Source organism: Bradyrhizobium lablabi, assembly GCF_018129385.1.
Taxonomy (GTDB): domain Bacteria; phylum Pseudomonadota; class Alphaproteobacteria; order Rhizobiales; family Xanthobacteraceae; genus Bradyrhizobium; species Bradyrhizobium lablabi_C.
On sequence record NZ_JAFCLN010000012.1, the window covers coordinates 123,197 to 145,884 of the forward strand.

The 22,688-nt window shown below is 59.6% G+C and carries 26 protein-coding genes and 2 tRNA genes; 13 read left to right on the forward strand and 15 right to left on the reverse strand.

Annotated elements, in window-relative coordinates:
- Positions 1-44: 44 nt before the first annotated feature.
- The 3 genes from JQ628_RS34545 (at position 45) to JQ628_RS21970 (ending at position 2,092) form a co-directional block, all read left to right on the forward strand.
- Positions 45-515 carry a hypothetical protein gene (locus tag JQ628_RS34545; RefSeq protein WP_249128221.1) on the forward strand — a complete coding sequence of 157 codons (471 nt, stop codon included), beginning with the start codon at positions 45-47 and terminating at the stop codon, positions 513-515.
- Between the two features lie 165 nt (positions 516-680).
- Positions 681-1,901 carry an ABC transporter substrate-binding protein gene (locus JQ628_RS21965; protein WP_212225286.1) on the forward strand — a complete coding sequence of 407 codons (1,221 nt, stop codon included), beginning with the start codon at positions 681-683 and terminating at the stop codon, positions 1,899-1,901.
- A gap of 14 nt (positions 1,902-1,915) precedes the next feature.
- On the forward strand, positions 1,916-2,092 hold the full coding sequence (locus tag JQ628_RS21970; RefSeq protein WP_212225287.1) for a hypothetical protein: 177 nt from the start codon (positions 1,916-1,918) through the stop codon (positions 2,090-2,092).
- 84 nt (positions 2,093-2,176) lie between these two features.
- On the opposite strand, the gene JQ628_RS21975 is transcribed toward JQ628_RS21970, so the two are convergent.
- The gene (locus JQ628_RS21975; RefSeq protein ID WP_212225288.1) at positions 2,177-2,434 is read right to left on the reverse strand and encodes a GlsB/YeaQ/YmgE family stress response membrane protein; all 258 of its coding nucleotides are present in this window, start codon (positions 2,432-2,434) and stop codon (positions 2,177-2,179) included.
- Positions 2,435-2,584: 150 nt separating this feature from the next.
- On the opposite strand from JQ628_RS21975, the gene JQ628_RS21980 reads away from it, so the two are divergent.
- Positions 2,585-2,812 carry a hypothetical protein gene (locus tag JQ628_RS21980; protein WP_212225289.1) on the forward strand — a complete coding sequence of 76 codons (228 nt, stop codon included), beginning with the start codon at positions 2,585-2,587 and terminating at the stop codon, positions 2,810-2,812.
- A gap of 147 nt (positions 2,813-2,959) precedes the next feature.
- Complete coding sequence (locus JQ628_RS21985; protein WP_212225290.1) at positions 2,960-4,213, forward strand: ATP-binding protein; 1,254 nt, start codon at positions 2,960-2,962, stop codon at positions 4,211-4,213.
- Positions 4,214-4,255: 42 nt separating this feature from the next.
- Here JQ628_RS21985 and JQ628_RS21990 read toward each other — a convergent pair whose 3' ends face one another.
- The 5 genes from JQ628_RS21990 to JQ628_RS22010 all read right to left on the reverse strand — a co-directional run bounded on the left by JQ628_RS21990 (position 4,256) and on the right by JQ628_RS22010 (position 11,927).
- Complete coding sequence (locus JQ628_RS21990) at positions 4,256-7,480, reverse strand: SNF2-related protein (protein ID WP_212225292.1); 3,225 nt, start codon at positions 7,478-7,480, stop codon at positions 4,256-4,258.
- Between the two features lie 76 nt (positions 7,481-7,556).
- Entirely contained in the window at positions 7,557-8,834 is a 1,278-nt protein-coding gene (locus tag JQ628_RS21995; protein ID WP_212225293.1) for an EH signature domain-containing protein, read from the reverse strand.
- A gap of 56 nt (positions 8,835-8,890) precedes the next feature.
- Complete coding sequence (locus JQ628_RS22000; RefSeq protein ID WP_212225294.1) at positions 8,891-9,820, reverse strand: OmpA/MotB family protein; 930 nt, start codon at positions 9,818-9,820, stop codon at positions 8,891-8,893.
- Positions 9,817-11,535: a hypothetical protein gene (locus tag JQ628_RS22005; protein WP_212225295.1), complete on the reverse strand. Its 1,719-nt coding sequence runs from the start codon at positions 11,533-11,535 to the stop codon at positions 9,817-9,819. The genes JQ628_RS22000 and JQ628_RS22005 overlap by 4 nt, the downstream gene beginning before the upstream one ends.
- A gap of 306 nt (positions 11,536-11,841) precedes the next feature.
- Positions 11,842-11,927, reverse strand: a tRNA-Tyr gene (locus JQ628_RS22010).
- Positions 11,928-12,139: 212 nt separating this feature from the next.
- Between JQ628_RS22010 and rlmB the strand changes: the two genes are divergently transcribed.
- Positions 12,140-12,967 carry a 23S rRNA (guanosine(2251)-2'-O)-methyltransferase RlmB gene (rlmB, locus tag JQ628_RS22015; protein WP_212225296.1) on the forward strand — a complete coding sequence of 276 codons (828 nt, stop codon included), beginning with the start codon at positions 12,140-12,142 and terminating at the stop codon, positions 12,965-12,967.
- A 160-nt stretch (positions 12,968-13,127) separates the two neighbouring features.
- Here rlmB and JQ628_RS22020 read toward each other — a convergent pair whose 3' ends face one another.
- From JQ628_RS22020 to JQ628_RS22035, 4 genes are all read right to left on the reverse strand, one after another.
- Positions 13,128-13,607 (reverse strand): hypothetical protein, encoded by a 480-nt coding sequence (locus JQ628_RS22020; protein ID WP_249128223.1) that lies wholly within the window; start codon positions 13,605-13,607, stop codon positions 13,128-13,130.
- A 59-nt stretch (positions 13,608-13,666) separates the two neighbouring features.
- On the reverse strand, positions 13,667-14,125 hold the full coding sequence (locus JQ628_RS22025) for a hypothetical protein (protein ID WP_212225297.1): 459 nt from the start codon (positions 14,123-14,125) through the stop codon (positions 13,667-13,669).
- Between the two features lie 166 nt (positions 14,126-14,291).
- Positions 14,292-14,987 (reverse strand): urease accessory protein, encoded by a 696-nt coding sequence (locus JQ628_RS22030; RefSeq protein ID WP_212225298.1) that lies wholly within the window; start codon positions 14,985-14,987, stop codon positions 14,292-14,294.
- Between the two features lie 145 nt (positions 14,988-15,132).
- Complete coding sequence (locus tag JQ628_RS22035) at positions 15,133-15,852, reverse strand: dienelactone hydrolase family protein (RefSeq protein ID WP_212225299.1); 720 nt, start codon at positions 15,850-15,852, stop codon at positions 15,133-15,135.
- A gap of 123 nt (positions 15,853-15,975) precedes the next feature.
- Here JQ628_RS22035 and JQ628_RS22040 point away from each other — a divergent pair, with 123 nt between their 5' ends.
- The 6 genes from JQ628_RS22040 (at position 15,976) to JQ628_RS22065 (ending at position 18,646) form a co-directional block, all read left to right on the forward strand.
- Complete coding sequence (locus JQ628_RS22040; RefSeq protein WP_212225300.1) at positions 15,976-16,350, forward strand: hypothetical protein; 375 nt, start codon at positions 15,976-15,978, stop codon at positions 16,348-16,350.
- Between the two features lie 140 nt (positions 16,351-16,490).
- Positions 16,491-16,565 (forward strand) — tRNA-Thr (locus JQ628_RS22045).
- Positions 16,566-16,683: 118 nt separating this feature from the next.
- Positions 16,684-17,493: a hypothetical protein gene (locus JQ628_RS22050; protein WP_212225301.1), complete on the forward strand. Its 810-nt coding sequence runs from the start codon at positions 16,684-16,686 to the stop codon at positions 17,491-17,493.
- Between the two features lie 173 nt (positions 17,494-17,666).
- Complete coding sequence (locus JQ628_RS22055; RefSeq protein ID WP_212225302.1) at positions 17,667-17,816, forward strand: hypothetical protein; 150 nt, start codon at positions 17,667-17,669, stop codon at positions 17,814-17,816.
- 53 nt (positions 17,817-17,869) lie between these two features.
- Positions 17,870-18,079, forward strand: coding sequence for a hypothetical protein (locus JQ628_RS22060; protein ID WP_212225303.1), 210 nt, complete (start codon positions 17,870-17,872; stop codon positions 18,077-18,079).
- A gap of 195 nt (positions 18,080-18,274) precedes the next feature.
- Positions 18,275-18,646 carry a hypothetical protein gene (locus tag JQ628_RS22065; RefSeq protein WP_349628103.1) on the forward strand — a complete coding sequence of 124 codons (372 nt, stop codon included), beginning with the start codon at positions 18,275-18,277 and terminating at the stop codon, positions 18,644-18,646.
- 1 nt (position 18,647) lies between these two features.
- Here the strand turns inward: JQ628_RS22065 and JQ628_RS22070 are convergent, their stop codons facing one another.
- The gene (locus tag JQ628_RS22070) at positions 18,648-19,496 is read right to left on the reverse strand and encodes an alpha/beta fold hydrolase (RefSeq protein WP_212225304.1); all 849 of its coding nucleotides are present in this window, start codon (positions 19,494-19,496) and stop codon (positions 18,648-18,650) included.
- Positions 19,493-19,858 (reverse strand): hypothetical protein, encoded by a 366-nt coding sequence (locus tag JQ628_RS22075; protein ID WP_212225305.1) that lies wholly within the window; start codon positions 19,856-19,858, stop codon positions 19,493-19,495. Before JQ628_RS22075 ends, JQ628_RS22070 begins: the two co-directional genes overlap by 4 nt.
- Positions 19,859-20,291: 433 nt before the next feature.
- Here JQ628_RS22075 and JQ628_RS22080 point away from each other — a divergent pair, with 433 nt between their 5' ends.
- A complete protein-coding gene (locus JQ628_RS22080) occupies positions 20,292-20,546 on the forward strand; it encodes a hypothetical protein (RefSeq protein WP_212225307.1) in 255 nt (84 codons plus the stop codon).
- Positions 20,547-20,629: 83 nt separating this feature from the next.
- On the opposite strand, the gene JQ628_RS22085 is transcribed toward JQ628_RS22080, so the two are convergent.
- From JQ628_RS22085 to JQ628_RS22095, 3 genes are all read right to left on the reverse strand, one after another.
- Positions 20,630-20,869: a hypothetical protein gene (locus JQ628_RS22085; protein ID WP_212225309.1), complete on the reverse strand. Its 240-nt coding sequence runs from the start codon at positions 20,867-20,869 to the stop codon at positions 20,630-20,632.
- Positions 20,870-21,065: 196 nt separating this feature from the next.
- Positions 21,066-21,794 carry an outer membrane protein gene (locus JQ628_RS22090; RefSeq protein WP_212225311.1) on the reverse strand — a complete coding sequence of 243 codons (729 nt, stop codon included), beginning with the start codon at positions 21,792-21,794 and terminating at the stop codon, positions 21,066-21,068.
- A 258-nt stretch (positions 21,795-22,052) separates the two neighbouring features.
- On the reverse strand, positions 22,053-22,610 hold the full coding sequence (locus JQ628_RS22095) for a hypothetical protein (protein WP_433996156.1): 558 nt from the start codon (positions 22,608-22,610) through the stop codon (positions 22,053-22,055).
- Positions 22,611-22,688 lie beyond the last annotated feature (78 nt).

Below are 22,688 nucleotides of genomic sequence, written 5' to 3' on the forward strand. Positions count from 1 at the left end.
ACGCCTGCACGGCAGGCGATGAACTCAACGAGCCGGAGGAATCAATGGCCAAGCCTGCGCATCACCGCCCCCTCAAAACCCTTTCGATCGCATTGGCGACATCAGCCGCGCTTGCATTCGCATCCGTGACCGCTGCCACCGCAGCGCCGTTGCAGCCGATCGATCTGGCGGGTCAGCACGCGACCGAGGCTTCCGACGTCAATAACGTCGCTGTCGTCGTGCGTCGCGGCGGCGGCGTCGGACCGCGCGGCAATGCCTATCGCTATCGCAGCACCACCGTGGTGCGGCCCGGCGGTGGTGCCGTGGTGGTGCGCCCGGGCTATCCCGGCCGCTGGGCGCGTCCGAGCTGGTATCGCTGGGGACCGGGCGGCGCCATCGCCGCCGGCGCTGCGCTCGGCTTTGTCGCCGCCGCAGGCGCGGCCGCCTATGCCGCGAGCGCCGCTCCCGCGCCGGGCATGTGCTGGTACTACACCGACCCGACGCGGACGCAGGGTTTCTGGGATTACTGCCCGTAGTTGACGACGTCGAACAGGCGCGAGCTCGGGGCGGAAGGCTTTAAGCCTTTCGCCCTTTCTTTTGGTCGATGCGCCGCAATCCCGCCCTTCGGCTTGATCTAAGTCAAGCGCGGGTCGGCCAGTGCGCTGTACCTGCGAGCAACTCCTTGCAGCCGAGCGCTTGCGATGCACGGATTTGGCCGAACGCTTCTGGCGATTGTGGTTGCGCTGGCCTCCCTGAGCGCCGTGTCGCAGGACGTGCGCGAACAGGGCGTCACCGACACCGAAATCCGCATCGGCAACCTTATGCCCTATAGCGGGAGCTTGGCGGCGTTCGGAGCGATCGGAAAGGCCGAGTCCGCATATTTCGAGATGATCAACGAACGCGGCGGGATCAACGGCCGCAAGGTGCGCTTCATCTCGCAGGACGACAAGTCCGATCCGACGACCGCGCTCAAGCTGACGCGCACCCTTGTCGAGGACGACAATGTGCTGTTGATGTTCGGCTCGTTCGGAACGCCGGGAAATTTCGCGGTCCGGCAATATCTGAATGAAAAGCAGATCCCCCAACTCTTTGTCGCCTCCGGCGACGATCATTTGACCGATCCATCCCTGTTTCCGTGGACCATGGGTTGGCAGCCGTCGTTCCGCGAGGAGGGACGCATCTACGCCAACTACATCCAGGCGTTCTACCCGGGAAAGCGGATCGTGGCGCTCTGGCAGAACGACCATTTCGGCCGCGAAGTGTTCAGGGGGCTACAAGACGGACTCGGCGACGTGACCCGCATGATCAGGGTCGATGTCGCCTATGATATCGCCGACGAGCATCTCGACACGCACGTATCGATCCTGAAGCGATCGGGTGCGGAGATATTCGTATTCGCCGGCGTGCCCGAGAACGCCGCGAAAGTGATCCGGACCGCGGCGCAGCTCGACTGGCATCCCGTGTTCATCCTCAATCATCTGGGTTCGTCGATTTCGACGGCGCTGAAGCCGGCGGGTCTGGACAAGTCCGTGGGCGTGGTCACCGCCACCTTCTCGAAGGACGCGAGCGATCCGGCCTGGAAGGATCAGCAGGCGATCAAGGACTGGCAGGCGTTTATCGAGAAATATCAGCAGGCCGGCGGCAAGGACGAGAGCGCCGCCGTGTTCGGCTACGCGGCCGCCGAAGCACTGGCAGAGGTGCTCAGGCAATGCGGCGACGACCTGTCCCGCGACAACGTCATGAGGAAGGCGGCCACCCTGCAAGATTACCAGGGCTCCGTCCTGCTGCCGGGCATCAAGATCAGCACCGGGCCCTGGAGTTTCCGGCCGATCAAGCACCTGCGGCTGGTGCAGTTTGACGGCCGGACATGGCAGCCGATCGGAGACGTGCTCGAAACCGCCTTCGCCAATGCCCAGAAGTAGCCAGAGGAAACACCATGGCCGACACCAAAAAGCTCTCCGTGGAAAAGGCGCTCAACAAGATCCGCAGCGCCGACGAGACAAAATCGAAGTCCGAGCGGCGCGACGAGGAGATGAATGAACTCGACAAGGAGATCGAGCGGATGAGAGCGCAGCGATTGCGCCTCGAACGGCACCAGCGCAAACGCGATTGAATGAAGCGACAGCCGTAGACGCGTCCCGGCCGGCAAGCAGCGCGCGGCCGGGCTGATCCCGCGATCGAAAATCAAGCCGGTCGTTCAGGCGCGCTGCCGGCCGGTGATGAGGCCATAAACAAACAGGAGGATCACGGCGCCGATGATGGCTCCGATAAAGCCCGCACCCTCTCCCGCGCGATACCAGCCCACGGCCTGACCGAGATACGTCGCAACAAACGCGCCAACGATCCCCAGGATTGTGGTGAGGATGAATCCTTTCGGTTCGTTGTCGCCCGGCATGATGAACTTGGCGATCAATCCGACAATGAAACCAACAATGATCGTCCAGATAATGCCCATACGTGTGCTCCCTGAATTGGCCCAGGTTTATTGCCGATCAGAGCGGACATTGGCGCGCCGATGTCCTTGCCGTCACCTTGATCTAGGTCAAGGCCGGCACCCGATTTCATCGAATGCATACGTCGACATTCATGGATGAGGTGGAAGACGATGCGGGTTGGGTTATTCCTGGGAATTGCAATTGCCCTCGTCGCCGAGACTGCCGTCGCCAAGAACCGATTGACCGATCCCGTCCGGGTCGCGCGCGATTGCAAGGACGAGGTCGAGCTCTACTGCAAGGAGGTGCGGCCCGGAAGCCAGCGGATCACAGGCTGCCTCAAGGCGAAGGCTCCGCAATTGTCGCCTGCATGCACGGCGACGCTGAAGTCGACGGAATGATCCGCGGGGCCGCCCCCTTCGCCGGCTTTCCCAAACTGGTACGCACCATGCTCATAGCTGCGTCCGAGCCAGCCACTGCCCGCACGGCCCGGATGTGTGCTAGCGTTCCAGCCAGTTCTGCGTGAGGGGCGACCTTTGGCTCAAGGCATGGACCATTCTGCAAGTGCAGCGCGTTCGAGGCACGATGCCGCGATCGTACAGTTTCCGCATCAGCCGGCGCTTCAGCTCATTTACGATACCGCTCCCATTGGCCTCGCCTGCCTTTCGCCTGATTGCCGCTATCTGCGGATCAATCAGCATCTGACCGAAATATGCGGCATCTCGGTCGAGGATCATCTCGGGCGCTTTGTGCGCGATTGCGTTCCCGCGCTGGCCGATTCCGTCGAGCAGATCGTGCGGTCGATCGTCGAGACCGGCGAGCCCGTCATCGGCGTCGAGGTGGCGGGCCAGCGCAAGGATCAGCCGGAGGATCGTTTCTGGATCACCTATTGGCATCCGCTGCGCGCCGCAGGCGGCGAAATCGTCGCCGTTAATGTCGCCGCCGAGGAGATTACCGAACGCAAGCGCGCCGAGCAGGAGATGGCGCGCGCGAAAGACGCAGCCGAAACCGCGCTGCGACACTTGAGGGAAACCCAGGAGTCGCTGATCGAGGCCGAGAAGCTGGCGGCGCTCGGGCGGATGGTGGCGGGCGTCGCCCACGAGATCAACAGTCCCGTCGGCAGCGGCCTGACGGTCGCCTCGAGCCTCCAGCGCAAGGCAGAACTGTTCGCGGCGGAGGCTGCGCGCGGCCACTTGAAGCGATCCAGCCTCAATGAGTTTGTCGATCTCATCCAGCAAGCCTCCTCGCAACTGGTGTCGAATCTGAATCGCGCAGCCGAACGGGTGCAATCGTTCAAGCAGGTGGCGCTCGATCAAAGCCAGCCGCACCGGCGCAGCTTCGACGCCAGCGAGATGACCGAACAGGTTCTCTCTCATCTCGGGCGCGAGCTGAGGAATCGCGGCATTGCGCTCAAGCTACGGCTTGAACCGGCGCTCGAGCTCGACAGTTTTCCCGGAGCGTTCGGACAGGTTTTGGTCAACCTCGTCACCAACTCCCTGATCCACGCATTTCCCGACAACCGCAAGGGCGGCATCGACATCCGCCTGCGCCCGGCGGACGCCGATCACATCGAGCTGCTGCTGGCCGACGACGGCTGCGGCATGACGCCGGAGGTCAAGCGCCAGGCCTTCGATCCGTTCTTCACCACGCGCCGCCATCAGGGCGCGACAGGTCTTGGCCTGCATATCGTCCACACCATCGTCACGGAAAAACTCGGCGGCCGCCTCAAGCTGACCAGCGAACCGGGCGCCGGGACGAGCGTGCAGCTGGTGTTGCCGAAAGTGGCGCCAAGGGCTGGGTGAGACGATTCTCAGTTCAACCCAAAATTGCCATCAGCAACACGACTAGGGAAGTGGAAAATTTGCGAGTTGATCACGCGAAATTAACCGCCCACCGATATTACTAAACTCATCAACGACGCGCGGTGCAAATTTTTTCCCATTGGAGACGCCAACTACGATAGCACCCTCCGCCTGCCAGTTTGCCTTTACTCGTTGAGCGTCCAGAACCAAGCCACCGTCAACCGGCTGATCGATGTTGTTCGTATATTTGCATTGAATCAAATATACTATTTTTCCAATCTCATCCCGAACAACAATGTCCGCACCACCGTCGCCGGTCTTCTTTGTCAGATTTGCATCGAACCCTCTTAAAACAAGCCTGTCGCGAACAAACTCCTCAAGTCCAAGAAATCCGGATTGATCAATGTCGCGCAGCAATTGATCAGCGGATTGTCCCTCACTTTTTGCATTCAGAGCTTCCGCAAAATCACCGGCAGTAATTTCCGACGAAACAAAGATCCGACGCGAGGTGTCGCGACGACTCTCAAGCAGCTCGTCGAGAATTATGTCGTAAGAATTTTCCATGAGCACGGGGTGCACCGCGCCGACCGTGTAGACATGGACATCCTTCGTTGCACCAATGCGGTAAGCCCGATCTGTGCATTGATCTTCCACCGCTGGATTCCACCATCTGTCCAAATGGATAACATGGTTCGCGGCAACTATATTCAATCCTACGCCGGCAGCTCGCGGCGAGAGAATCAGTGCTGCAAACCCCTTGAGCTTGGAAAAGCGATTGACGATCTCTTGGCGCTGACTAGGTATCGTGTCCCCACGAATAAACTCGGGCTTCTCGCATCCAAACTTCAATCTTATGAGGCGAGAGAGAACCGTCTGCATTCGCCGACTATTGACAAAGATGATCACCTTCTCGTCGCGTTGTGCGATCTGATGCAACCTTTCGAAGGCCTGGCTTAGCCGGGCTGACATCCTTATGTATTCGTCCGCTTGGACTTGTCCGCCCTCAACAGCATCCGGATCGACCGGATGTAGAGAGATTGACCGAAAATCGTGAAGCGCGCGCAGTATATTCAAATGGCCAGCCTGCGTCGCAGAACTCACCTCCGCGTATCGTTGAGCCTGCAGTTCGGGCATAAACGCCCGCATCATTCGACTCTGATGCTTGGTGGGCAGATCCTTCGCTACATCCTCCTTCATGCGCCGTAGTGCGTAAGGTGGCACCGACTGATTTCCCACCGCAGCGGCACTTAGCAACTCTTCGGAAAGAGATTTTAGTGCGACCTTTCTCTCCTCGACAGGCAGCGCCTTGCCGTAGGCTTTCATGAAGTCTTTCAGTGGAGCGAAATATCCCGGTGCAGCAATATCTGTGATCGCCCAAAGATCGGAGATACTGTTCTCGACGGGCGTGCCCGTCATGGCAAGCACGAACTCAGGATTGAGCGCTTTTAGCGTCGCATTTACTCTTGTGGTCGGATTCTTCGCCTTCTGAACTTCGTCTAGAACTGCAATCGAAAATGGAACCTGCGCAAAGCTTATGTGGTAATCGCGAATGGTCTCGTACGTCGTCAACACCCAATTGCGTTTCGATATCTTCTCGGCGTCTAACAACACCACTCCACTAGATTCCACCTTACCAAGCCTCAAGTCACGCAGCTGACTACCGAAAGCAACCAACGGCTTTCCGAGGCCTTCATCAACCACGAACTTATCGTGTTCATCTTGCCAATTTCGCAGGAGGCTAGTCGGAGCAACAACGAGAGCTGGACGCCCCCTTCTGATTACCCGTTCACGCAGCAACAACATGAGAAACGTCAGGCTTTGAAGCGTTTTGCCAAGCCCCATATCGTCCGCCAGCAAAACTCCAGGCCAGCCGGACTTGTAGGCTGCCGTGAGCCATGAAACTCCGTCAACTTGATGGCCCTTTAGCATCGTCCTCATCAGCGGAAGGCTGGTATCATTCAGACGGCGCGACCTCATTTGTCGTTTGAATTCGACACTATCGAAGTTGTTCTTGGTTTGCAGAATGGGAGGCCTTCGGCTGGGACGCTCCTTCTTGTCCTCTTCCTTTACGTCACCGCCAAGCGGCAACTCTTCAGGAGGACGCAGTTTTTGCAGCATCGGAAGCAGACCGGGAGATTGCGTCGGCAACTCTACGTCACCAAGCCGGACGGTTTCCGCACCCTTCGCGATGGCGGCGCGCACCAACTCTATCCAGTCCGGCACGTCTTCCGGCTCTCCGGTTACCAACTTGCCCCCTAGCACAACGGAAAACCGCTCAGGCAACCAACTATTTTCTCCCTTTTCTAGGTAACTAAGCTGCGGTGGAATCCACTCTCCCATACCCGTTATGCGATCCGAGTACTGCGAAGTCTCAAAGAAGATCGTTTCACCAATCGGCACCTCACGCTCCGGCGAAACTTGCGCAGAATATGCCTCCGTCAATGCTTTTGCAGGCGACATCAGGAAGGCCATCCGCTCCTCAAGCGCTGCGCTCTGCTTTTGCTTGACTACTCGGAGGGCGGTACGAATAGAAGGGTCAATAAAGACGTACTGGCCCGATTCGATCGCGTACGTCGAGTTGACATGCTTTTGTCTACGGAACTCAATGCCGAACTTCTCCATCGCGAGCGGGGTGACTGCCAACTCCGCTCCCGCCTCGTGGTCCTCGGCGTCAATCCTGCGCATAGGCACCGGATCGAAACTGACATCCCCAGCGACTATCGACGGCTTCAAACTAATCGCGGTTACGTGCGCTATTCTAATTCGAAGGAGGTACTCTTCGGCAAGCACGCTCGAGTTGGATGCCTCATCCGGCAATAAAAGACGAAGAGCCGCAAAATGCTCCATTTTGGACGCTGCGGTCTGGGCGGCGTTGACGGCTTCGATCCGGGCCACAAGCGAGAACAGCACGCCCGACATCCGATATGCTCGGTCTCCCGTGTTAAAGAGCCCAAGCGAGAAGGATCCCGGAATACCAATGCCGCCCTGTGTCGCCCTATAGTCGATTTGAAAGTTATCCTTACCCAGCGTACCGTGGCTCTGGATGTCGAGCTGATAGGGAAATGACGGCAATAAATTCAACAGCTCTGCATCGCCGGCTGGAATCTCGGCGGCGTCATAAAATGTCAGCAACCTGGAGCTAGAATCGATGACTTCCAACTTTTCCAAGTGCTGAAGCTCGTCCAGAATCGCCGCATTTAGGGGGAGCAGCTCGGCGACTCCCCTTGTCCAATCAGATACCGGCTCAAAGACGATTCTCTTGCGCAACAAGCCCTCTTGGCGTCGTTGGCACACTTGGAGCAGATAGCCCCTATCAGAAACGGTTGAGCGAACCTCTAGCATCTTAAATTCTCACACCCGTGTGAAACTCGATCGCATCGCTCGCCAAGGCCATCCACTGACCGTTATGCGAATGGACTATCGAGTCTCGATAGCCGCCATGAGTCCTGACTTTGAGACTGTCCCCGCGAAGTTCACGTGCGGAGTATTCATTCTTGTGGAATAGAGGGGCTGATTTGCTGCCCGCCTTCCAAAAGCGAAGAGCTCCATCGTGGCTCCACTCAGCTATCACTAAATCGCCTAGCCGCATCAGCAGCACTGAGTGATCTGGCTGCGACTTAAGACTGGCCCATTTCATATATTCGGATTCGACACTTTGACCTTGCGTCCGTCGAGCGACAGAGTTCGCATCGCTTGCTAGTATCAGCGTCAAATCGGAGATTATGCCCTTTTCGAAATATCGGAGCCAAAACTTCTTGCGCGGCGCGAACTGGTGATCGACTGCTGTCTTCTCGATTATCTTGATGAACAAATCGAGATACTCAATCGAGAGCCATCGCTTAATTGTCATCAAGCAATCCTCTCTCCGCCTAGCGCCGTCACGACCATTTAACCGAGGCCACTCGGAGATTCGCGGATCGCCGAACTGCTTCACGAGCACGCTCAAGACCAGTTTCTGAACATCCGCGGGCGGCGTCACACGCTGAAAAGGTGCAAGGCATACTTCGTAGAAATCACTTGTTGGCACACCTCTCACGCCAGCTAACGCCCAATCAAACATCCGCTTGATTGTGTCGCTCCGCCCAGTGGCCAACGCTGAGCCGACGGAGGCCAGCTTCAGTGCATGTCCGTAGCTCGTAGAAAGAATGCTGCTAGTGATCCCCCTCGAAATGCATGAATAGGTAACATTTCCAGTTCGAGCGAGCTCATCAGCCAATCCCTCGATGTTACCGTCCCCATTGAGAACTCCAGAGGAGCGGCAGAATTGTTGGATATCGACCGACAGGTCGGAAAGCCGAGGCAAGAGAAATTCCTGCAGCATCGCTCGCTGAGGGCTAATACTGTAGCTTGCTAGCAGCGCTCTAAAAATTGCGCGAGTAAGTCGAGGGTCTTTGCGGAGGTGCACCTCCCTTAGAACTGTGGATACCAGCTGCTCATTAATCTCTGGATGGCTACCGATTGCAGCCGCAACAAACCGAATGTCACGTGAACTCAGTTGCGATGATTCTGGAGTGCCTAAAGCAACAATTATACGTGCAATTCGCGCAGTGTCCTGCTCTCGCAGCACTTGAGTGGCCGCAAACTTCTTACATGCATTATCCAACGACTTAACTGTCGGCATTGACAGCTTATTCAATCGCCGCGTCGAAAACTCTCGTATGGCTTTCGAAAGATGCATTAGCGCTTCAACAACCTCTGTAAAGCGTCCATCTTCTCTGTGTGAGGGGTGTACATTAACAGCCTCACATCGATCCGCCGATTGCTCCTTCGCCCTTCTTCCGTGTCATTTGAGAAAGCAGGCCTCGTATCACCGAATGCCGCCGGATTGATGAGCGGCGACGTACCTTCCCCCAATTCCCGCCCCTCTTGACTGGGCGAGATACTGAACATTTGGAGCAGCACCGGCTGGTCAAGATGGATCGACTGCGTAGCGTTTATTGCGCGGCGCGCCGAAAGAGAAAGGTTGTCTCTAATACTACCTTGGAGAATGCCCGTGATAGGAATGTTATCGGTATGCCCTTCAACAAACACCGCGTCGATGAAGACGGCATTGGGATTGCACCACCGCATTGGATTGCTGGCGGGTCCGACACTAAAGCAAGACAGCACCTTTGCTAAGGCCGCCGCCAACGCTCTCACAGCGCCATCGCTTGGAGATCCCGGCACAATGTCAGATACGCCCTTTGGGAACAGCATGTCGCCGGAGAGACGCAAAATCCCCTGCTCGGCGATGACCTTGACATCGCTTTCATTGACACCGTGCACATTTTTCAGACTTTGCTGAAGGTCATTGAGAATGCTTTCGCGCGCAACGTCAGCCTGCTTGAGATATCTTTCGAGCGGATTTTGGTTCAGTCGCTCAATCTCTTTCTCCAAAACGGAAATTCGAACAGTAGACCATGTCAGTAAACTTGCGAGTTCATCTCGGTCAGCTATCACGGCCTTAAGCTCGGAAACGGGCACCATCGGCTCGCTTGTGTTCTGAATGCGGAACACGAAGTACATCAGCAATATGATGAAAACGAAGACCATTCCGACCATGATGTCGGTCATGGAGATAAAGTAACTCTCCTCGCCTTCGTGTTCTTGGTACTCAGCCTCGCTCATTCTCGCCTAACCCGGTCACGCATTACGACGGTGAGATCTTCTATCAACTGATCAAATTGATTTACTGCACGAGCCAGCGCTTGATCCATCGTTGCTAGTTGCTCACCCATTTGAGTTGACTGCGTTTCGAGATGTGACCCGATTGAGGTAAAGACCCTCGCCAATGTTTCGTCCACGGTATTAAAGCGATCCATATGTACGGACATCTGCCTTTGCAATGCCTCGATAGTCTCTCGAATCGTTGCCTGCGATTGCTGTGAACTGCGGTTAGATTCAATGAGCAACCGCGACACGTTATCGACCCCATCGATCAGCTTGGACAAATTGCTATCCACGCTTTGACTGGCCTTCGAGACGCCCTCAGCTGTGGATACGATTTGAGACGACAAGGACTGAAGATCAGATCTGATTTCTTGATTCTTTACGGACAGACTGGACAGAGTCTCAATATAATTATCCCAACTTCCATTCAGCTTCTCGAGCATACCTTCGATGCGAGCCGCACTTGCTCCAAAGTTGGCGCTCGTATTGTCCAATCCTTGAAGCAGACCTTTTGTACCGCCATCAATGTTTTCAGCGATTCTTTTGCCAGCTTCGGCGAGCATGGAGGTGATCGCCTCCTTTATCTGACTAGCCAGCTGCTGTTGCTGTTCCGCTGCTGCGCTTCCAATCTTCTGGATTGAATCGGCCGCTTCGCTAAGTCGGGCGGGCAATTCCTTGAGCTCAGAGGCGACACTGCCAATCGCATTGCCCGCCTCCTTTAGGCTGGTGTCGAAGGCTCCCTTCATAGCCTCTCCGACTGCAGCACCAGCGCCTGCGCCCGAAGCTTCGATTAATTTTGAGAATGAATCTGCGATTTCAGAAAGTTTGCTGGTTAGGCTATCATTACTTTCTTCGACCGCGCTTCTTACTGCATCACCTATCTTCATCGCGATGTTGGTATTGAAGAGTCGCAGCTCGGATAGGCTTTCTTTCTGAACCGTCAACTGCTGTTCGGTAATGTATTGCTCGCTCACCAGGAGCAAGCGCTCCTGCAAGGCAGCATTTATGCGATATACCTGCGCGTGAAGCTGCTTGAGGGTCAAACGTATTAGGAGCGATAAGATGAGCGAGGCAACCAATCCAGCCGCAGAGATATAGAACTTGGCTGCTGCAGTGGTGAGGAGTTGATTGAGAGCGTCCTTAATTGCTTGTTGATCGACGGCTGCCGTCAGACTTTTAGTTGAGAATGTCAGCGCTGCTATCAATCCAATGAACGTACCAAGCAAACCCAGCCCGACGAAGTAGTTCGGAAGGCTGCGGACGAAATCGTATTGGACGAACAGACTTCGAGGATTGAAGTAATAGCTTGGTCTGGCGGCGGCCAGAATTGTTGCCCTCTCTCCGCTCCCCTTAAAGATCAATGATTTGCGGAACTCTTGCCACACCTTCGATGTGGCCCAATTTGAGAGCAAGGCGTTGTCAATCGCCGGATAGTTTCGCTGAAACTCCAGTCGCATTTCCTGCTCGGTTTTGCTGTCGGATTTTCCCTTGATTGAAGTTAAGGCAGAGCGGAGCTGATAAGCTTGAGGCAGCGCGAAACATAGAAAACAACAGAAGACCACACCAGCTAGGGCGAGCAGGGCCGTAGCGAGTTTTGGACCAAAGTCCGGCGTTCCGAATGGCTCAAGTATCACGCTATAGAGCGTGATTATTTGATCCAAAAATCCTTCCATCGACCCCCCCACCCTCGCCCAAGGGTTGCACCACATTTTAGTGCAGTGCTTGCTTTTCTGGCGAGTCTCCATAGGAGAAAGGTCGAATAGGCGGATATCCCGTACCTTTACGGCCTTTGACCCTCTCGAAGTAGGGCGTGATGAGACTGATCAAAAGGACGATCTGACGAGCCGCCCTGTCCCTCGGGACCAGCGATCCCTCGCTCAAGAAAATGCGCGTTACGTGTTACCCCGAATGCTACCCGGAGCTCCAACGGGGAGCGCCGAGCCATTTCAGGAAATAAAAATATCCCTGCAATCACAGGATGGTGGGGGAGGAAGGACTCGAACCTTCGAAGTCGTAAGACGGCTGATTTACAGTCAGCTCCCTTTGCCGCTCGGGACACTCCCCCGTCTGGCAGCGTCGGCAGACCACCCGCCTGAGCGGCGACGGACAGGGCCATGAAATGACGCTGAGGCCGCGAACCCGAAACGGGGCGCGACAGGGCGCGTTTATGGGTAAGCGGGCCCGCAAAGTCAACCAATGGAAGCCGCCAAAAGCGTGCCCAAATGCCTCGAATGAGACCGAAATTGCCAGAATCCGGAACCCGTGACACAAGCGCCTATGCGAGATCGCGACCGAAAGCCGCCGTTCCGCCGCCAAGGCGGCAAACCCTTTGAAAAGGGCCGCAAATCGCCCGGGCGGCCGGCCTGGCGCGACCGCGAGGCAAGCGCGGACGGACCGGCGATTCTCTATGGCTGGCACACCGTTTCGGCCGCGCTCGCCAATCCGGAGCGGCATATCCGAAAACTGCTGGTGACCGAGAATGCGGCGCGGCGGCTGGCGGAAGAAAACATCGACACGCGGGTGACGCCGGAAATCGTCCGCCCGAACCTGATCGACCAGCGGCTGGGGCCGGATGCCGTGCACCAGGGCCTCCTGGCGGAGGCCGATCCCCTGCCCTCGCCTGATATCGACACGCTGGCGCAGCAAGGCATCGTGCTGGTGCTCGACCAGATCACCGATCCGCACAATGTCGGGGCGATCATGCGCTCGGCGGCGGCGTTTGCGGTGAAGGCGATCGTCACCACCGCCCGGCACAGCCCGGAGGCGACCGGCGTATTGGCAAAGTCCGCCTCCGGCGCACTCGAACTGGTGCCGCTGGTGCTGGTGCAAAATCTGGCGCGCGCGCTGACCGCGCTGAATGAGCGCGGCTTCCTCACCGTCGGCCTCGACAGCGAAGGGAGTGAAGATCTCGGCAAGGTCGAATTGCGCGAGCCGCTCGCGCTGGTGCTGGGGGCCGAAGGCAAGGGCCTGCGGCAATTGACGCGCGAGACCTGCGCCACGGTGGCGCGGCTCGACATGCCCGGCGAGATCAAGAGCCTCAATGTGTCCAATGCCGCAGTGCTGGCGCTCTATATCGGCGCGAGCCGCCTGGGGCTGATGGGGTAGCCTCCGTAGGATGGGTAGAGCGAAGCGAAACCCATCAGCGCTGCCGCCGTCCGAAACATGATGGGTTTCGCTTCGCTCTACCCATCCTACACGACAGCAAACAACAGCGCCCGCTCGCGCAAGGCGAGCGGGCGCTGTTGCCAGTTATGCCGCGCAGCGCTCAGTAATAGCGGCGCAGGACACGGGGGCCGTAGCCGTAGTGGCGCCCGCCGTAATAGCCGCGGGCGTAACCGTAGCGGTAGGCGGCGCGGTACGGACGGTATCCGTAGCCGTACACGCGCGGACGCCAGCTGCGATAGCCGTAACCATAGCCGTAGCCGTACGGGCGGACGGCGTAGGAGCCGCCTTCCGAATAGGTCGGGACCGGCGCCCAGTTGCCCGGACCGGAATAGGTCGGGCCCTGGTTGACGTAGTAGTACTGCTGCACGGGATCGGCGAGCCGCTGGGTGGCCCAGCCGCAGCCGCCAGCGCAGCCATAACCGTAACCGTAGCTATTATAGCTGGAGATCGGCGCGACATAGGTCGAGCCGCAGGTGCTATAGCCGCAGGGCGAGCACGAAGAATAACCGCACCACGCCATTGCGGGCGAGGCGGCCATGACGGCAACTGCCGCAACCATTCCTGAAATCAATTGACGCATTACTCTCTCCTGTAGATGTCTTCTCGTTGGCGTGGGTTTTTTTGGTCTTGAACTCGGATTTACCTGCGTGGCCTTGGGTAGCGGTGAGGATTCCAGTCGTCGTTGATCTGCGGCGCGAGGATCACCGGCGGCGGATTGGCGGGAATCTCGAGCTGCGGCGTCGACTGCGCCGACCATGACTGCTGATAGCTTTCGGCCGGCTGCGGCAGACGCCGATTGGCCGGCGGCTCGATCTCACGCCGGCCGTAGCCCGGCGCGTGGCCCAGACTTGGATAATAGCGGCCGACGTTCGGCACGGGATCGCCGATATAGCGGCCACCATAGATGGTCGGCTGCACCTGCTCGCCCTTGCCAAGGCCCCACTGGCCTTCGACCACCGCATAGGATGCATCGATGCCGTTAATGATGATGGGCACGCCGGGACGGCCTGGGATCACGATGTCAAAACCGCCCGCTCCGCCGGCAAACGCCGTCGAATTCATCGCGATCAAAACTGCCAGTGCAACGCCTGCCCGCATGGGTTGGAACCCCGCCTTTTTCTCGCCGCAACCTAGACGAAAGCGCGCGTGCAAGGGTTAAAGGGCGGGCCGAAACTGCGGGTAAGCCTAACGCGTAAGCATCAGGCCTTGCTCAAATGCGAAACAACGCGATCAGGAAACGTTAATGCGCGAACGGAACCGGGGCTTACGCGAACATCGTTTCCACGAATGTCATGATACCGATGGCAATCGTGACCGCGCCGACCGCACCCTGCAAGCCGCGATTGGCCCAGGTGAGCCAGCGCGCGGAGACCGCGAGCGGGACGGCGATGACAGTCGATAGTGCGCCCATCCCGATCATCGAGCCGATGCCGAACAGGACGATATAGCCGAGCCCCGCCAGCGGACTGGATGCCTGCGACACCGTCAGCACCAAAAGCGCGGCCGAGCCTGCCATGCCGTGCATCAGCCCGACCAGCAGCGTGCGCCAGCGAAAGCCGTGCTCGTGGACATGCGCGGCGCGGGTATGCGGAGTGGCCTCGCCGGCATGGCTGTGAGCATGGAAATGCACGGTGCCATCGCCATGGCCGTGGCTATGAAAATGCACGCGGTCGCACCACAGCCGCCACAGCACATGCGCTCCCAGCCCGATCAGCATCAGGCCGACCGCAGCTTCGAGCGGTCGTGCGACCGTCTCGGGAATCGCGCGGCCAAGCAGGATGGCAGCGCCCGCGAATACGAACAGCGTCAGCGTGTGGCCAAGCCCCCAGGTCAGCCCGTGCTTGACGATATCGCCGACGCGGCTGCGACGCGCCGCGATGCTGGAGACCGCTGCAATGTGATCGGCTTCGAGCGCATGCTGCATGCCCAGAAGAAAGCCGAGACCGAGAATGCCGAACATGCGCGCCCTGTTGCTCCCACACCGTCATTGCGAGGAGCGAAGCGACGAAGCAATCCAGTCTTTATTGCGCAAAATGGATTGCTTCGCTTCGCTCGCAATGACGCGATGCTGTAGCAATGCTTATGCCACGAAGCCGGAGCCCTTGTCAGGCCAGCACCTCGTCAAAAAGCCCCTTCATCGCGGCCCAGGCGCGGCGGTCGGACTGCGCGTGATACAGCGCGGTGCGCATCATCGAGCCGTCGGCAGCGGGATTGGTAAAGCCGTGCAGCGTGTTGCCGTAGCTGATCACCTGCCAGTCGCGGACCTGCGCGGCCCGCATCTCTTCCTCGAAAGCTGCGACCTGATCCGGCGGCGCCAGCGGATCGTCGGCGCCGGTGCAGACCAGCACGCTGGCTTTGACCTGCCCGGGGCTTGCCGGCGTTTTCGTCGTCAGCACGCCGTGAAAGCTGACGGCGGCCTTTAGCTCGGCGCCCGCGCGCGCCAGCTCCAGCACGACCGAGCCACCGAAACAGAATCCGACCGCCGCCAGCCTGTTCGCGTCGACCTGCGGCAGGCCCGCGAGCGCACCCAGCGCCGCGCGGCCGCGCCCGCGCAGTTTTTCCGGCTCGGCGCGCAAGCCGCCGACCGCGGTTGCGACCTCCTGTAGGTTGCGCGCCTGCGCGCGCCCGCCGTACATGTCGGCGGCAAGCGCGACATAGCCGAGCTCGGCCAGCATGCGGGCGCGAGTCATGACGAAGTCGTTGAGCCCCAGCCCCTCATGAAACACCGCGACGCCTGGCCGCGGGGTGGAGATCGCGTCGTCCCACACCAGATGGCCGCGCAGCGTGACCCCGTCACAGCGGTATTCGAGGTCGCGCGCTTGCATGACGGTTTGCCCCTGCCCTTGTCAGGGCAGAACTTCACATCGGTTTGATGCCGGCACAACCCCGTTTCCGGAACAGCACCTGCCACCCGTTCGTTGGTTTTCGATACACACAGGAGACTTCCAATGACAGGGTTGAGGATCTTAGGCGCGAGCGCGCTATTGGCGGCGGTCATGGCAACGCCGGCAGCGGCGCAGCCAGCGCTACAGGAGCCCGGCGCGTACCTACAGGACCATCCGTGGGCAACCAATTACGGGTACTATTACGGCTACCGCCCGTGGACGCCGGCTGATGTCGCCGCCGGGGTAATCGTGGGCACCGTCGGCACGGCCGCCGCAATCGCCACCGCGCCTTATCGCGATTCCTACGCCTATTACGGCGACAGCTCCGACGACACCTACGCCTATTACGGCGACCGCCCGATCAGCCGCCGCAGCACCTGCGGTCTACAGTCCGGCGCGACGTATCTTGGCCCGGACGGACGCTGGTATCCGTGCTGACAATGTCGGCGGCAAAAGCAAAGGCGGCCCGAAATGGCCGCCTTTTTCGTGCCTGGAGGGTTCTAGCCCTGCGCGGTCAAGTCTGGTATTCGACCGGCCTGATGAGCGGCCCTCGCGCCGCACCGATTCCCATTCATTTCGCCGGCTTAGCTCAGCGGTAGAGCAGCGGTTTTGTAAACCGAAGGTCGGGGGTTCAATCCCCTCAGCCGGCACCACGCTTTCCTCAATCGCTGTCGCCGGCAGGCGCTAGCTGTCATGTTCTGCAACATGTTCGCATTTTATGGTTGCATCCTGACACGATCCAACCGCAGTCGAATCGACCGGAGAATTGCGATGGCCTTGTTTCAGATCGATCCGAAAATGCAGATCAAATTCGGCGGCAGGCCCGAACTCATGATGGGAGTCCAAATCGCGCTGGACACCCGGGAAGACATGCACATCCGGGAAGACAGACAAGAGAGCCGCAATCTTTACATCCTGCTGAACGGCCAGGTCCTGTTGATACTGGACGACGAATTGCCCGCCGCAATTCGAACCATGTCGTCTCAGGATTGGATGATCGCGAATCTGGCCCAGGAGGCGGCCGCCCGGCGATTTCAGGAATGGTACGGGCGTCTGCCATTCTTCGAAACGATCCGGCCTCTCACCGCCGAAGAAGAACTCCTCTACAACCAACCGTCCATTCTCGGGATGATCTTTCACGGACCAGTTGGCCCCCTGCCTCCGCCGCCCGCGCGGCCACCCTATGTCCACGGACACCTGCAATTCCACGCGACCGCAGATGCCAATGATATTTTCTATCGATATGAGCAATTCCCGACGAGCAGAAGAATACTGCCCGACGACCCAACCGACCCGAACGACACGCGCCTGATCAGAGTTCTGGCGGGCACCTATGCCGCCCCCTTCTCCGAAGCGCCGTTCGTGCCGACTGGTTTTGCCGCGGTCGGACGCTTTGCGCTTCCACTGATGACGCCCGCCCGCTGGCGCTACGAACTGAGACCCGTGCCGGGCGCGTCGTTCAAGTGCGGCGCCTGTGTCCCCCTCTACGGACAAGCCGGCGGTGGAGTTGAGGTGATGTATGTGAACGACACGCCAAACGATGGGGAGATCGCGAAGCCCGTCGTGCTTTCCATCCTGTGACGCATCGAACTTGCGCTTTCCGTCTTCGTGCGCTCGAAGCGCTCTTTCACGACATCGTGCTCCCGCGATTTGTGACCTAGCCCACGGAATTTACCGCGCGTTAGCCATATGCTCGGACGATGCGGAACGAGCGCATTTGTCTCAAATTGTCTGACCGGACGAAGGAGCCGGCCATGAGCAGGATTCAGTATCTTCGCGAGCAGGCAGCGCGGGCCGAACGGCTGTCGCAAGGCGGGTTCGATACGCTCACGACGGAGCGGCTGAAGCAGGCGGCGCGGGATTTCCGGATGCAGGCGGAGCAGCTCGCGGCCAGCCAGTCGTAGCGGCCGGCGACAGCGGGCGGAACCAAGCCTCACCGCCGGGCGTTTTTTCCGGCATGAGAATCCCGGAAGAAAATTGCAACATGGTGCTGCTGGCGGCGGTGACAGCCATTAGCCTGGCGGTTGCAGGCATTGCCTCCGTGGTGGAACCGGAACAGCCGCTCCGGCAGGCGGAGGCCAGCAAGCCGGTCGCTCCCGCCGAGCAGACGCCGGTGCGCCTGATCGGCACGCCGTTCGTGCCCAACACCAATCCGCGCGAACGCTGATCTCGCCTTCAAGGTGGCCCGACACCGCCGCGAGGCTTGCGCGTGTCACCTAATTGTCACCTCGGCCAGATTTCCACCATCTGTTCGCCGCGACGGCGCCATCCCGCTTGATTCCATAAACTTCCTTTGCTGGAATTCCGATCAGTTATTGAAAGTGATTGCGTTTAAGCCTTTTGGGTGGGCGTCATGAAGTGGATGCGCGAACGCGATCTTCTGATCGCGCAGACATTGGCCTTTGTGGAATCGGTCACCGGTAAGAAGCCGGATGCGGACAAGCCGCTTGCGCTCACCGCGCCCGCTTTCGATCCGCCGGCCGCCTCACCTCCCATGCCGGACATCGAGGCGATGCTCGCGGAAACCGTCGCCACTCACGAACCGTCAGAACCGCTCCAGGTCGCGCGCGCGCCACAACGCAGCGAGTACCGGAACGAAATCCAGGCCCGGGTCGCAAACTTCCGCGCACATCAGCAACGCTTCCTCAGGGAGCGCGAGGAGTATTGCGCCTCGACCATGGCGAAGGTGCAGAAGGTCTTGAGCGACATGCCACCGCCGCGGCCCGACAAATAGTTCAGCGCGCGCCGATTTTCTCCAGCACCGGCAGCAGGTGATTCAAGAACGCCTGCGGGTCCTCGCTCATCGGGAAGTGACCGAGGCCCTTCATGATGGTGACCTCGCTGCCGGCAATGCTGCGTCCGACCGCCAGCGTCTCTTCGGGCGTGCAGGAATAATCGTATTCGCCGGTCAGCAGGAACAGCGGGCAGCGCCTTGTGTCGATCTGCGCGACGCGGTCGCGGATGTCGCCGTCGATCTTGTAGAAATAGAGGTCGCCCTTGAAGATGCCGGGGCCGCCCTGCATGTAGTGCCACAGCGTCTCCCAGCGCTCCTTGTCAGGCGCATCGGGGCCGACGAGACCGGAAACGATGGCGCCGCAGACTTCGCCGCCATGCACATCCTGCCGGTGCAGGAAATTGAGATCGTAATAGGGATCGAGACCAGCGCCGGCCTGCAAGCCGATGATGGCGCGAAAGCGCTCGGGATGTTCGAGCGCCAGATGCAGGCAGATGCGCCCGCCAATCGAGCAGCCGATCAGGATCGGTTTTTCCAGCTCGAGCGCGCTCATGATCTCGAGGATCATGCTGGTGTAGTTGGCCGATGTGAGCTGGTACTCCTCCTCGTGCCAGCCGGGCGGCGGCGAGGACTTTCCGTGCCAGGGCATGTCGAGGGCGATCACGCGATGTCTTGAGGTGACGCGCGTATCATTCATCAGGCCGCGATACTGCCGTCCGTCGCTGCCTGCGGTGTGCAGGCAGAGCAGCGGCGTGCCCTCGCCGGCCTCCTCGACATAGATCCGGTGCGGACGGCCGAACAGATCGAGATGCATGTAGCGGCCGACGATCGGCTCGAATTTTGCGCTCATGCGGATACTCCCGCGCGCAGCTTGGCGAGCGCTTCCTTGAAGTAGCGCAGATGGGCCATGAAGATTTGCAGATTGCCTTCGGTCTTGAGCACGCGCCGGCGCACCATGGCGAGCAGGTCGTTGGAGCCGGGCGGCGGCCGCCGGCTCCAGAACTTCTGCCATTCCTCCTCCGGGGCGCGCAGCGCAAAGGCGGATGAGGGCATCACGAACGGGCCCCTGGTCACCGAGACGATTTTGCCTTCGAAGATCTGGATCAGCCAAGGCGTGGGGCCGACCTCGAGCAGGAACGTGGTGGTGAGGAATTTGCCGCGCCGGACGAGTCCCGCGTCGTCGTTCACCCGCTGCTTGAGCGCTTCGATCATCCCTGCCCCATTTCAAAATTCGCTGCTGATCTGCGGCAGCTTTACGGGCCATGATGGGTGGAATGAATGCGGCGTCAATCGGCCCGGACTACGTGGCGCCTAGAGCCAAGCGCATACCAGCGCCACGTTGGCGAGGCAGGCCGCAAACAGCCCCACCGTCAGGGTGAGCTGAACGCGTTCGCTGGAAATATGGAGCGTCGCTATCATGGGCGGGCCGTCGTTCCGATAGGACGACCATCCGGCGATTCTACCCGTGGAGTCCCGGGGTTTCTTTTTCGCCGGATTCACCCCTTGTTAGGGACTCAGGGAGACCTGCAAAACGGCCCGAAACGGACCATTTTCGGCCCTCACCCGTCCGTGATGCGGCGGTGAATTGGCCCAGGCGAAACCCCTGCCCCTTCCGCACGTTAGATGGTTTTGACGGAGCCAAGAGATGCCCTATGCGCTGTTTTCCAATAACGACAGGCTGAGCAAGGCCTATCCGACCGAAGCGGACGTATGGAAGATCGCCCGGCGCTCGGGTCTGGTTGTCGATGCCGTATCAGACGAGGAAACAGCACACCCGCGGCCGGTGCTGGACAACGACTATGAGATCAAGCCCTGCCAGGCCGAGCCGAACGAGGATCCGGCCAGGAACAAGGCCGAGGCCGAACGCGACGCCAAGCTGGAATTGGAGTGGGCCTCGTAAACCCGCCGCCGGCCAATCGACAGACAGATGCTTTCAGCCACCACGATCCGATCGTGGTGCGGAGTCCCTTGGGGACGAGTGCCTTACGGTGTCGCGCTCACTAGAGAGGCCTGCTCCGAAGCCAGCGTCACGCAAACCTTCTTCCGGTTAAGCCCACGGATTGCGCCCGTCACCTTGAGTACCTTGCCCGTCCCGCAGGAAGCATCCTGCACGAAGGCAATCTCATAGGGCGCAAGAACGAGAGGTTCGGATTTCAGGATGGTCTGGGCGAGGCACGGCACCGCGAGCGCGGAAAAGATCAGCCCTAACGCAAAAGCACGCATGTTTGTTTGTCCACCAACCCCGGTGAAACGCATAATAGCGCATGACAGTGAAAGTTCCGTGCATCGCAGAAAATTATTTTTCGAGCCGAGCGCAAGGGCCGGCGCGCGACGCCATCGTGCGAAATCGGAAGGCGCGCGGAATCAAAAAGGCCGGCTTGCGCCGGCCTTTTCTTCGTCTTGCTGATCCGCCTTGATCTCAGTACCGCGCCGCCGCGGGCCCACCCCAGCCGAACCGGTAGTTCACGCCGACCTTGACGGTGTGCTCGTCGTTGCGGAAGCGCGTCCCGACCACGTCGGCCGGTGCCGCGGTGAAGGTGGTGTTGCCGAAATTGTAGTACTGGTACTCGGCCTTGGCCGACCAGTTGGGCGCGAACATGTATTCGAGGCCGCCGCCCACGGTGTAGCCGTCCTTGCGGTTGCCGTCGGTGACGAAGGGCTGCGGCACGCCGGCGATGCTCACGCCGATGTTGTTGCCGTCGCGCCAGGCGTAACCGCCCTTGGCGTAGAGCAGCGCCGGACCCCAGGTGTAGCCGACCCGGCCGGTCACCGACCCGATCTGGTCGGCGCCGTTGGCGGTCACCAGGGTGCCGCCCGGGAAAATCACCCCGTTATTGTTGTTGTTGCTGCTCAGCCAGGAATACTGGGCCTCGGCACCCAGCACCCAGTTCGGCGCGAACTGATAGTCAAAGCCGCCCTGCACGCCGCCCAGGAAACGGGCGTCGCTGCTGACGAGGCTGTTGTCGCCTGCGAAGGCGCCGCCGACATGGCCGCCGATATAGAAGCCGGTCCAGTTATAGACCACCGCCGGCGCGGTATAGGCCGGCGCCTTGGTATAGGGTCGGGCCGGCATATCAGCCGCAAAAGCCTGGCCGGCGAAGGCGGCAAAGGCAGCAAGGCTGGCAGCACCGGTCAAAAACTTCTTCATCACTGATCCCCGTTATCTCAGCTACGACACTCAACAAAACAACGTGGCCTCAATTGGGTTGCTTCGCGGCAGCGTTCATTCACATATGTGACGCCCGGGCAACAAAACCCTTTTGTTCCAATGGGAACCCGGGATTTTTGCACGTGACGTCTCGGTTTGCGCCCGTCAATTAGTCGGCACTGGTAAACGAGGGTTCAACGCTCGCTGAAACGTGATCGAGGCGTCCGGGTCATCGCACAAACGGCGTCCGCCGGGGTGCTAACGGGTCATCTTTTCCAGTTCGGGAAATGCCGCGTAGGTCGCTCCGGCACAGAGGTCGGTGGGGTTTTCGATGACGCGATCGAGCCGGCCGTCGACGTAGAGCACCGCCCGTTCGCGCGGTTCGCGGTAGGAGCCGTCGGCTTCGCGGGTGCCGAACCGCAGGCAACTGATGTAGCGCAGGCGACCGCCGACGGTCCGTTGCACCGGCTCGGCCATCGCCGCCTCACGCACCCCCAGAGGGTTGTTCAGGTAGGTCTTCATGAAGGCCAGGATTTCGGCGCGGTAGTTGCCGGGAAAGGGCTGGTTGGAGACGCCGCGATCCTCCGTGAAGGTGATGCTCTTCACGTCGTCGCTGGCGGCGCAGCCCGCAAGCACAACCGGCAGCAGCACGATGGCTGCGCGTATCCGATATTTCCCCAAGGCGCCAAACCCGAACATGACCGCGGCGGAAACTAGCCGCTCCGCCGGCAAATTGGAATTCGCGAACAGGGGAGCAAAAAAGCGCCGGCCCGCCGCCACTGGGGAAGCAATGGCGGCGGACCGGATATCCGACAAGGCGCACGGCGGGGGGCAATGTGTGGATCTGGCCGCGGCGCTTTTCGGATCACATCAAAGCTTGGGGTTTAGCGATGA

Coding starts and splice junctions, on each gene's coding strand:
- JQ628_RS34545 (WP_249128221.1), top strand. CDS start 45: ATGGCCAAGCCTGCGCATCACCGCCCCCTCAAAACCCTTTCGATCGCA.
- JQ628_RS21965 (WP_212225286.1), top strand. CDS start 681: ATGCACGGATTTGGCCGAACGCTTCTGGCGATTGTGGTTGCGCTGGCC.
- JQ628_RS21970 (WP_212225287.1), top strand. CDS start 1,916: ATGGCCGACACCAAAAAGCTCTCCGTGGAAAAGGCGCTCAACAAGATC.
- JQ628_RS21975 (WP_212225288.1), bottom strand. CDS start 2,434: ATGGGCATTATCTGGACGATCATTGTTGGTTTCATTGTCGGATTGATC.
- JQ628_RS21980 (WP_212225289.1), top strand. CDS start 2,585: ATGCGGGTTGGGTTATTCCTGGGAATTGCAATTGCCCTCGTCGCCGAG.
- JQ628_RS21985 (WP_212225290.1), top strand. CDS start 2,960: ATGGACCATTCTGCAAGTGCAGCGCGTTCGAGGCACGATGCCGCGATC.
- JQ628_RS21995 (WP_212225293.1), bottom strand. CDS start 8,834: ATGCCGACAGTTAAGTCGTTGGATAATGCATGTAAGAAGTTTGCGGCC.
- JQ628_RS22000 (WP_212225294.1), bottom strand. CDS start 9,820: ATGAGCGAGGCTGAGTACCAAGAACACGAAGGCGAGGAGAGTTACTTT.
- JQ628_RS22005 (WP_212225295.1), bottom strand. CDS start 11,535: ATGGAAGGATTTTTGGATCAAATAATCACGCTCTATAGCGTGATACTT.
- rlmB (WP_212225296.1), top strand. CDS start 12,140: ATGCGAGATCGCGACCGAAAGCCGCCGTTCCGCCGCCAAGGCGGCAAA.
- JQ628_RS22020 (WP_249128223.1), bottom strand. CDS start 13,607: ATGCGTCAATTGATTTCAGGAATGGTTGCGGCAGTTGCCGTCATGGCC.
- JQ628_RS22025 (WP_212225297.1), bottom strand. CDS start 14,125: ATGCGGGCAGGCGTTGCACTGGCAGTTTTGATCGCGATGAATTCGACG.
- JQ628_RS22030 (WP_212225298.1), bottom strand. CDS start 14,987: ATGTTCGGCATTCTCGGTCTCGGCTTTCTTCTGGGCATGCAGCATGCG.
- JQ628_RS22035 (WP_212225299.1), bottom strand. CDS start 15,852: ATGCAAGCGCGCGACCTCGAATACCGCTGTGACGGGGTCACGCTGCGC.
- JQ628_RS22040 (WP_212225300.1), top strand. CDS start 15,976: ATGACAGGGTTGAGGATCTTAGGCGCGAGCGCGCTATTGGCGGCGGTC.
- JQ628_RS22050 (WP_212225301.1), top strand. CDS start 16,684: ATGGCCTTGTTTCAGATCGATCCGAAAATGCAGATCAAATTCGGCGGC.
- JQ628_RS22055 (WP_212225302.1), top strand. CDS start 17,667: ATGAGCAGGATTCAGTATCTTCGCGAGCAGGCAGCGCGGGCCGAACGG.
- JQ628_RS22060 (WP_212225303.1), top strand. CDS start 17,870: ATGAGAATCCCGGAAGAAAATTGCAACATGGTGCTGCTGGCGGCGGTG.
- JQ628_RS22065 (WP_349628103.1), top strand. CDS start 18,275: ATGCGCGAACGCGATCTTCTGATCGCGCAGACATTGGCCTTTGTGGAA.
- JQ628_RS22070 (WP_212225304.1), bottom strand. CDS start 19,496: ATGAGCGCAAAATTCGAGCCGATCGTCGGCCGCTACATGCATCTCGAT.
- JQ628_RS22075 (WP_212225305.1), bottom strand. CDS start 19,858: ATGATCGAAGCGCTCAAGCAGCGGGTGAACGACGACGCGGGACTCGTC.
- JQ628_RS22080 (WP_212225307.1), top strand. CDS start 20,292: ATGCCCTATGCGCTGTTTTCCAATAACGACAGGCTGAGCAAGGCCTAT.
- JQ628_RS22085 (WP_212225309.1), bottom strand. CDS start 20,869: ATGCGTGCTTTTGCGTTAGGGCTGATCTTTTCCGCGCTCGCGGTGCCG.
- JQ628_RS22090 (WP_212225311.1), bottom strand. CDS start 21,794: ATGAAGAAGTTTTTGACCGGTGCTGCCAGCCTTGCTGCCTTTGCCGCC.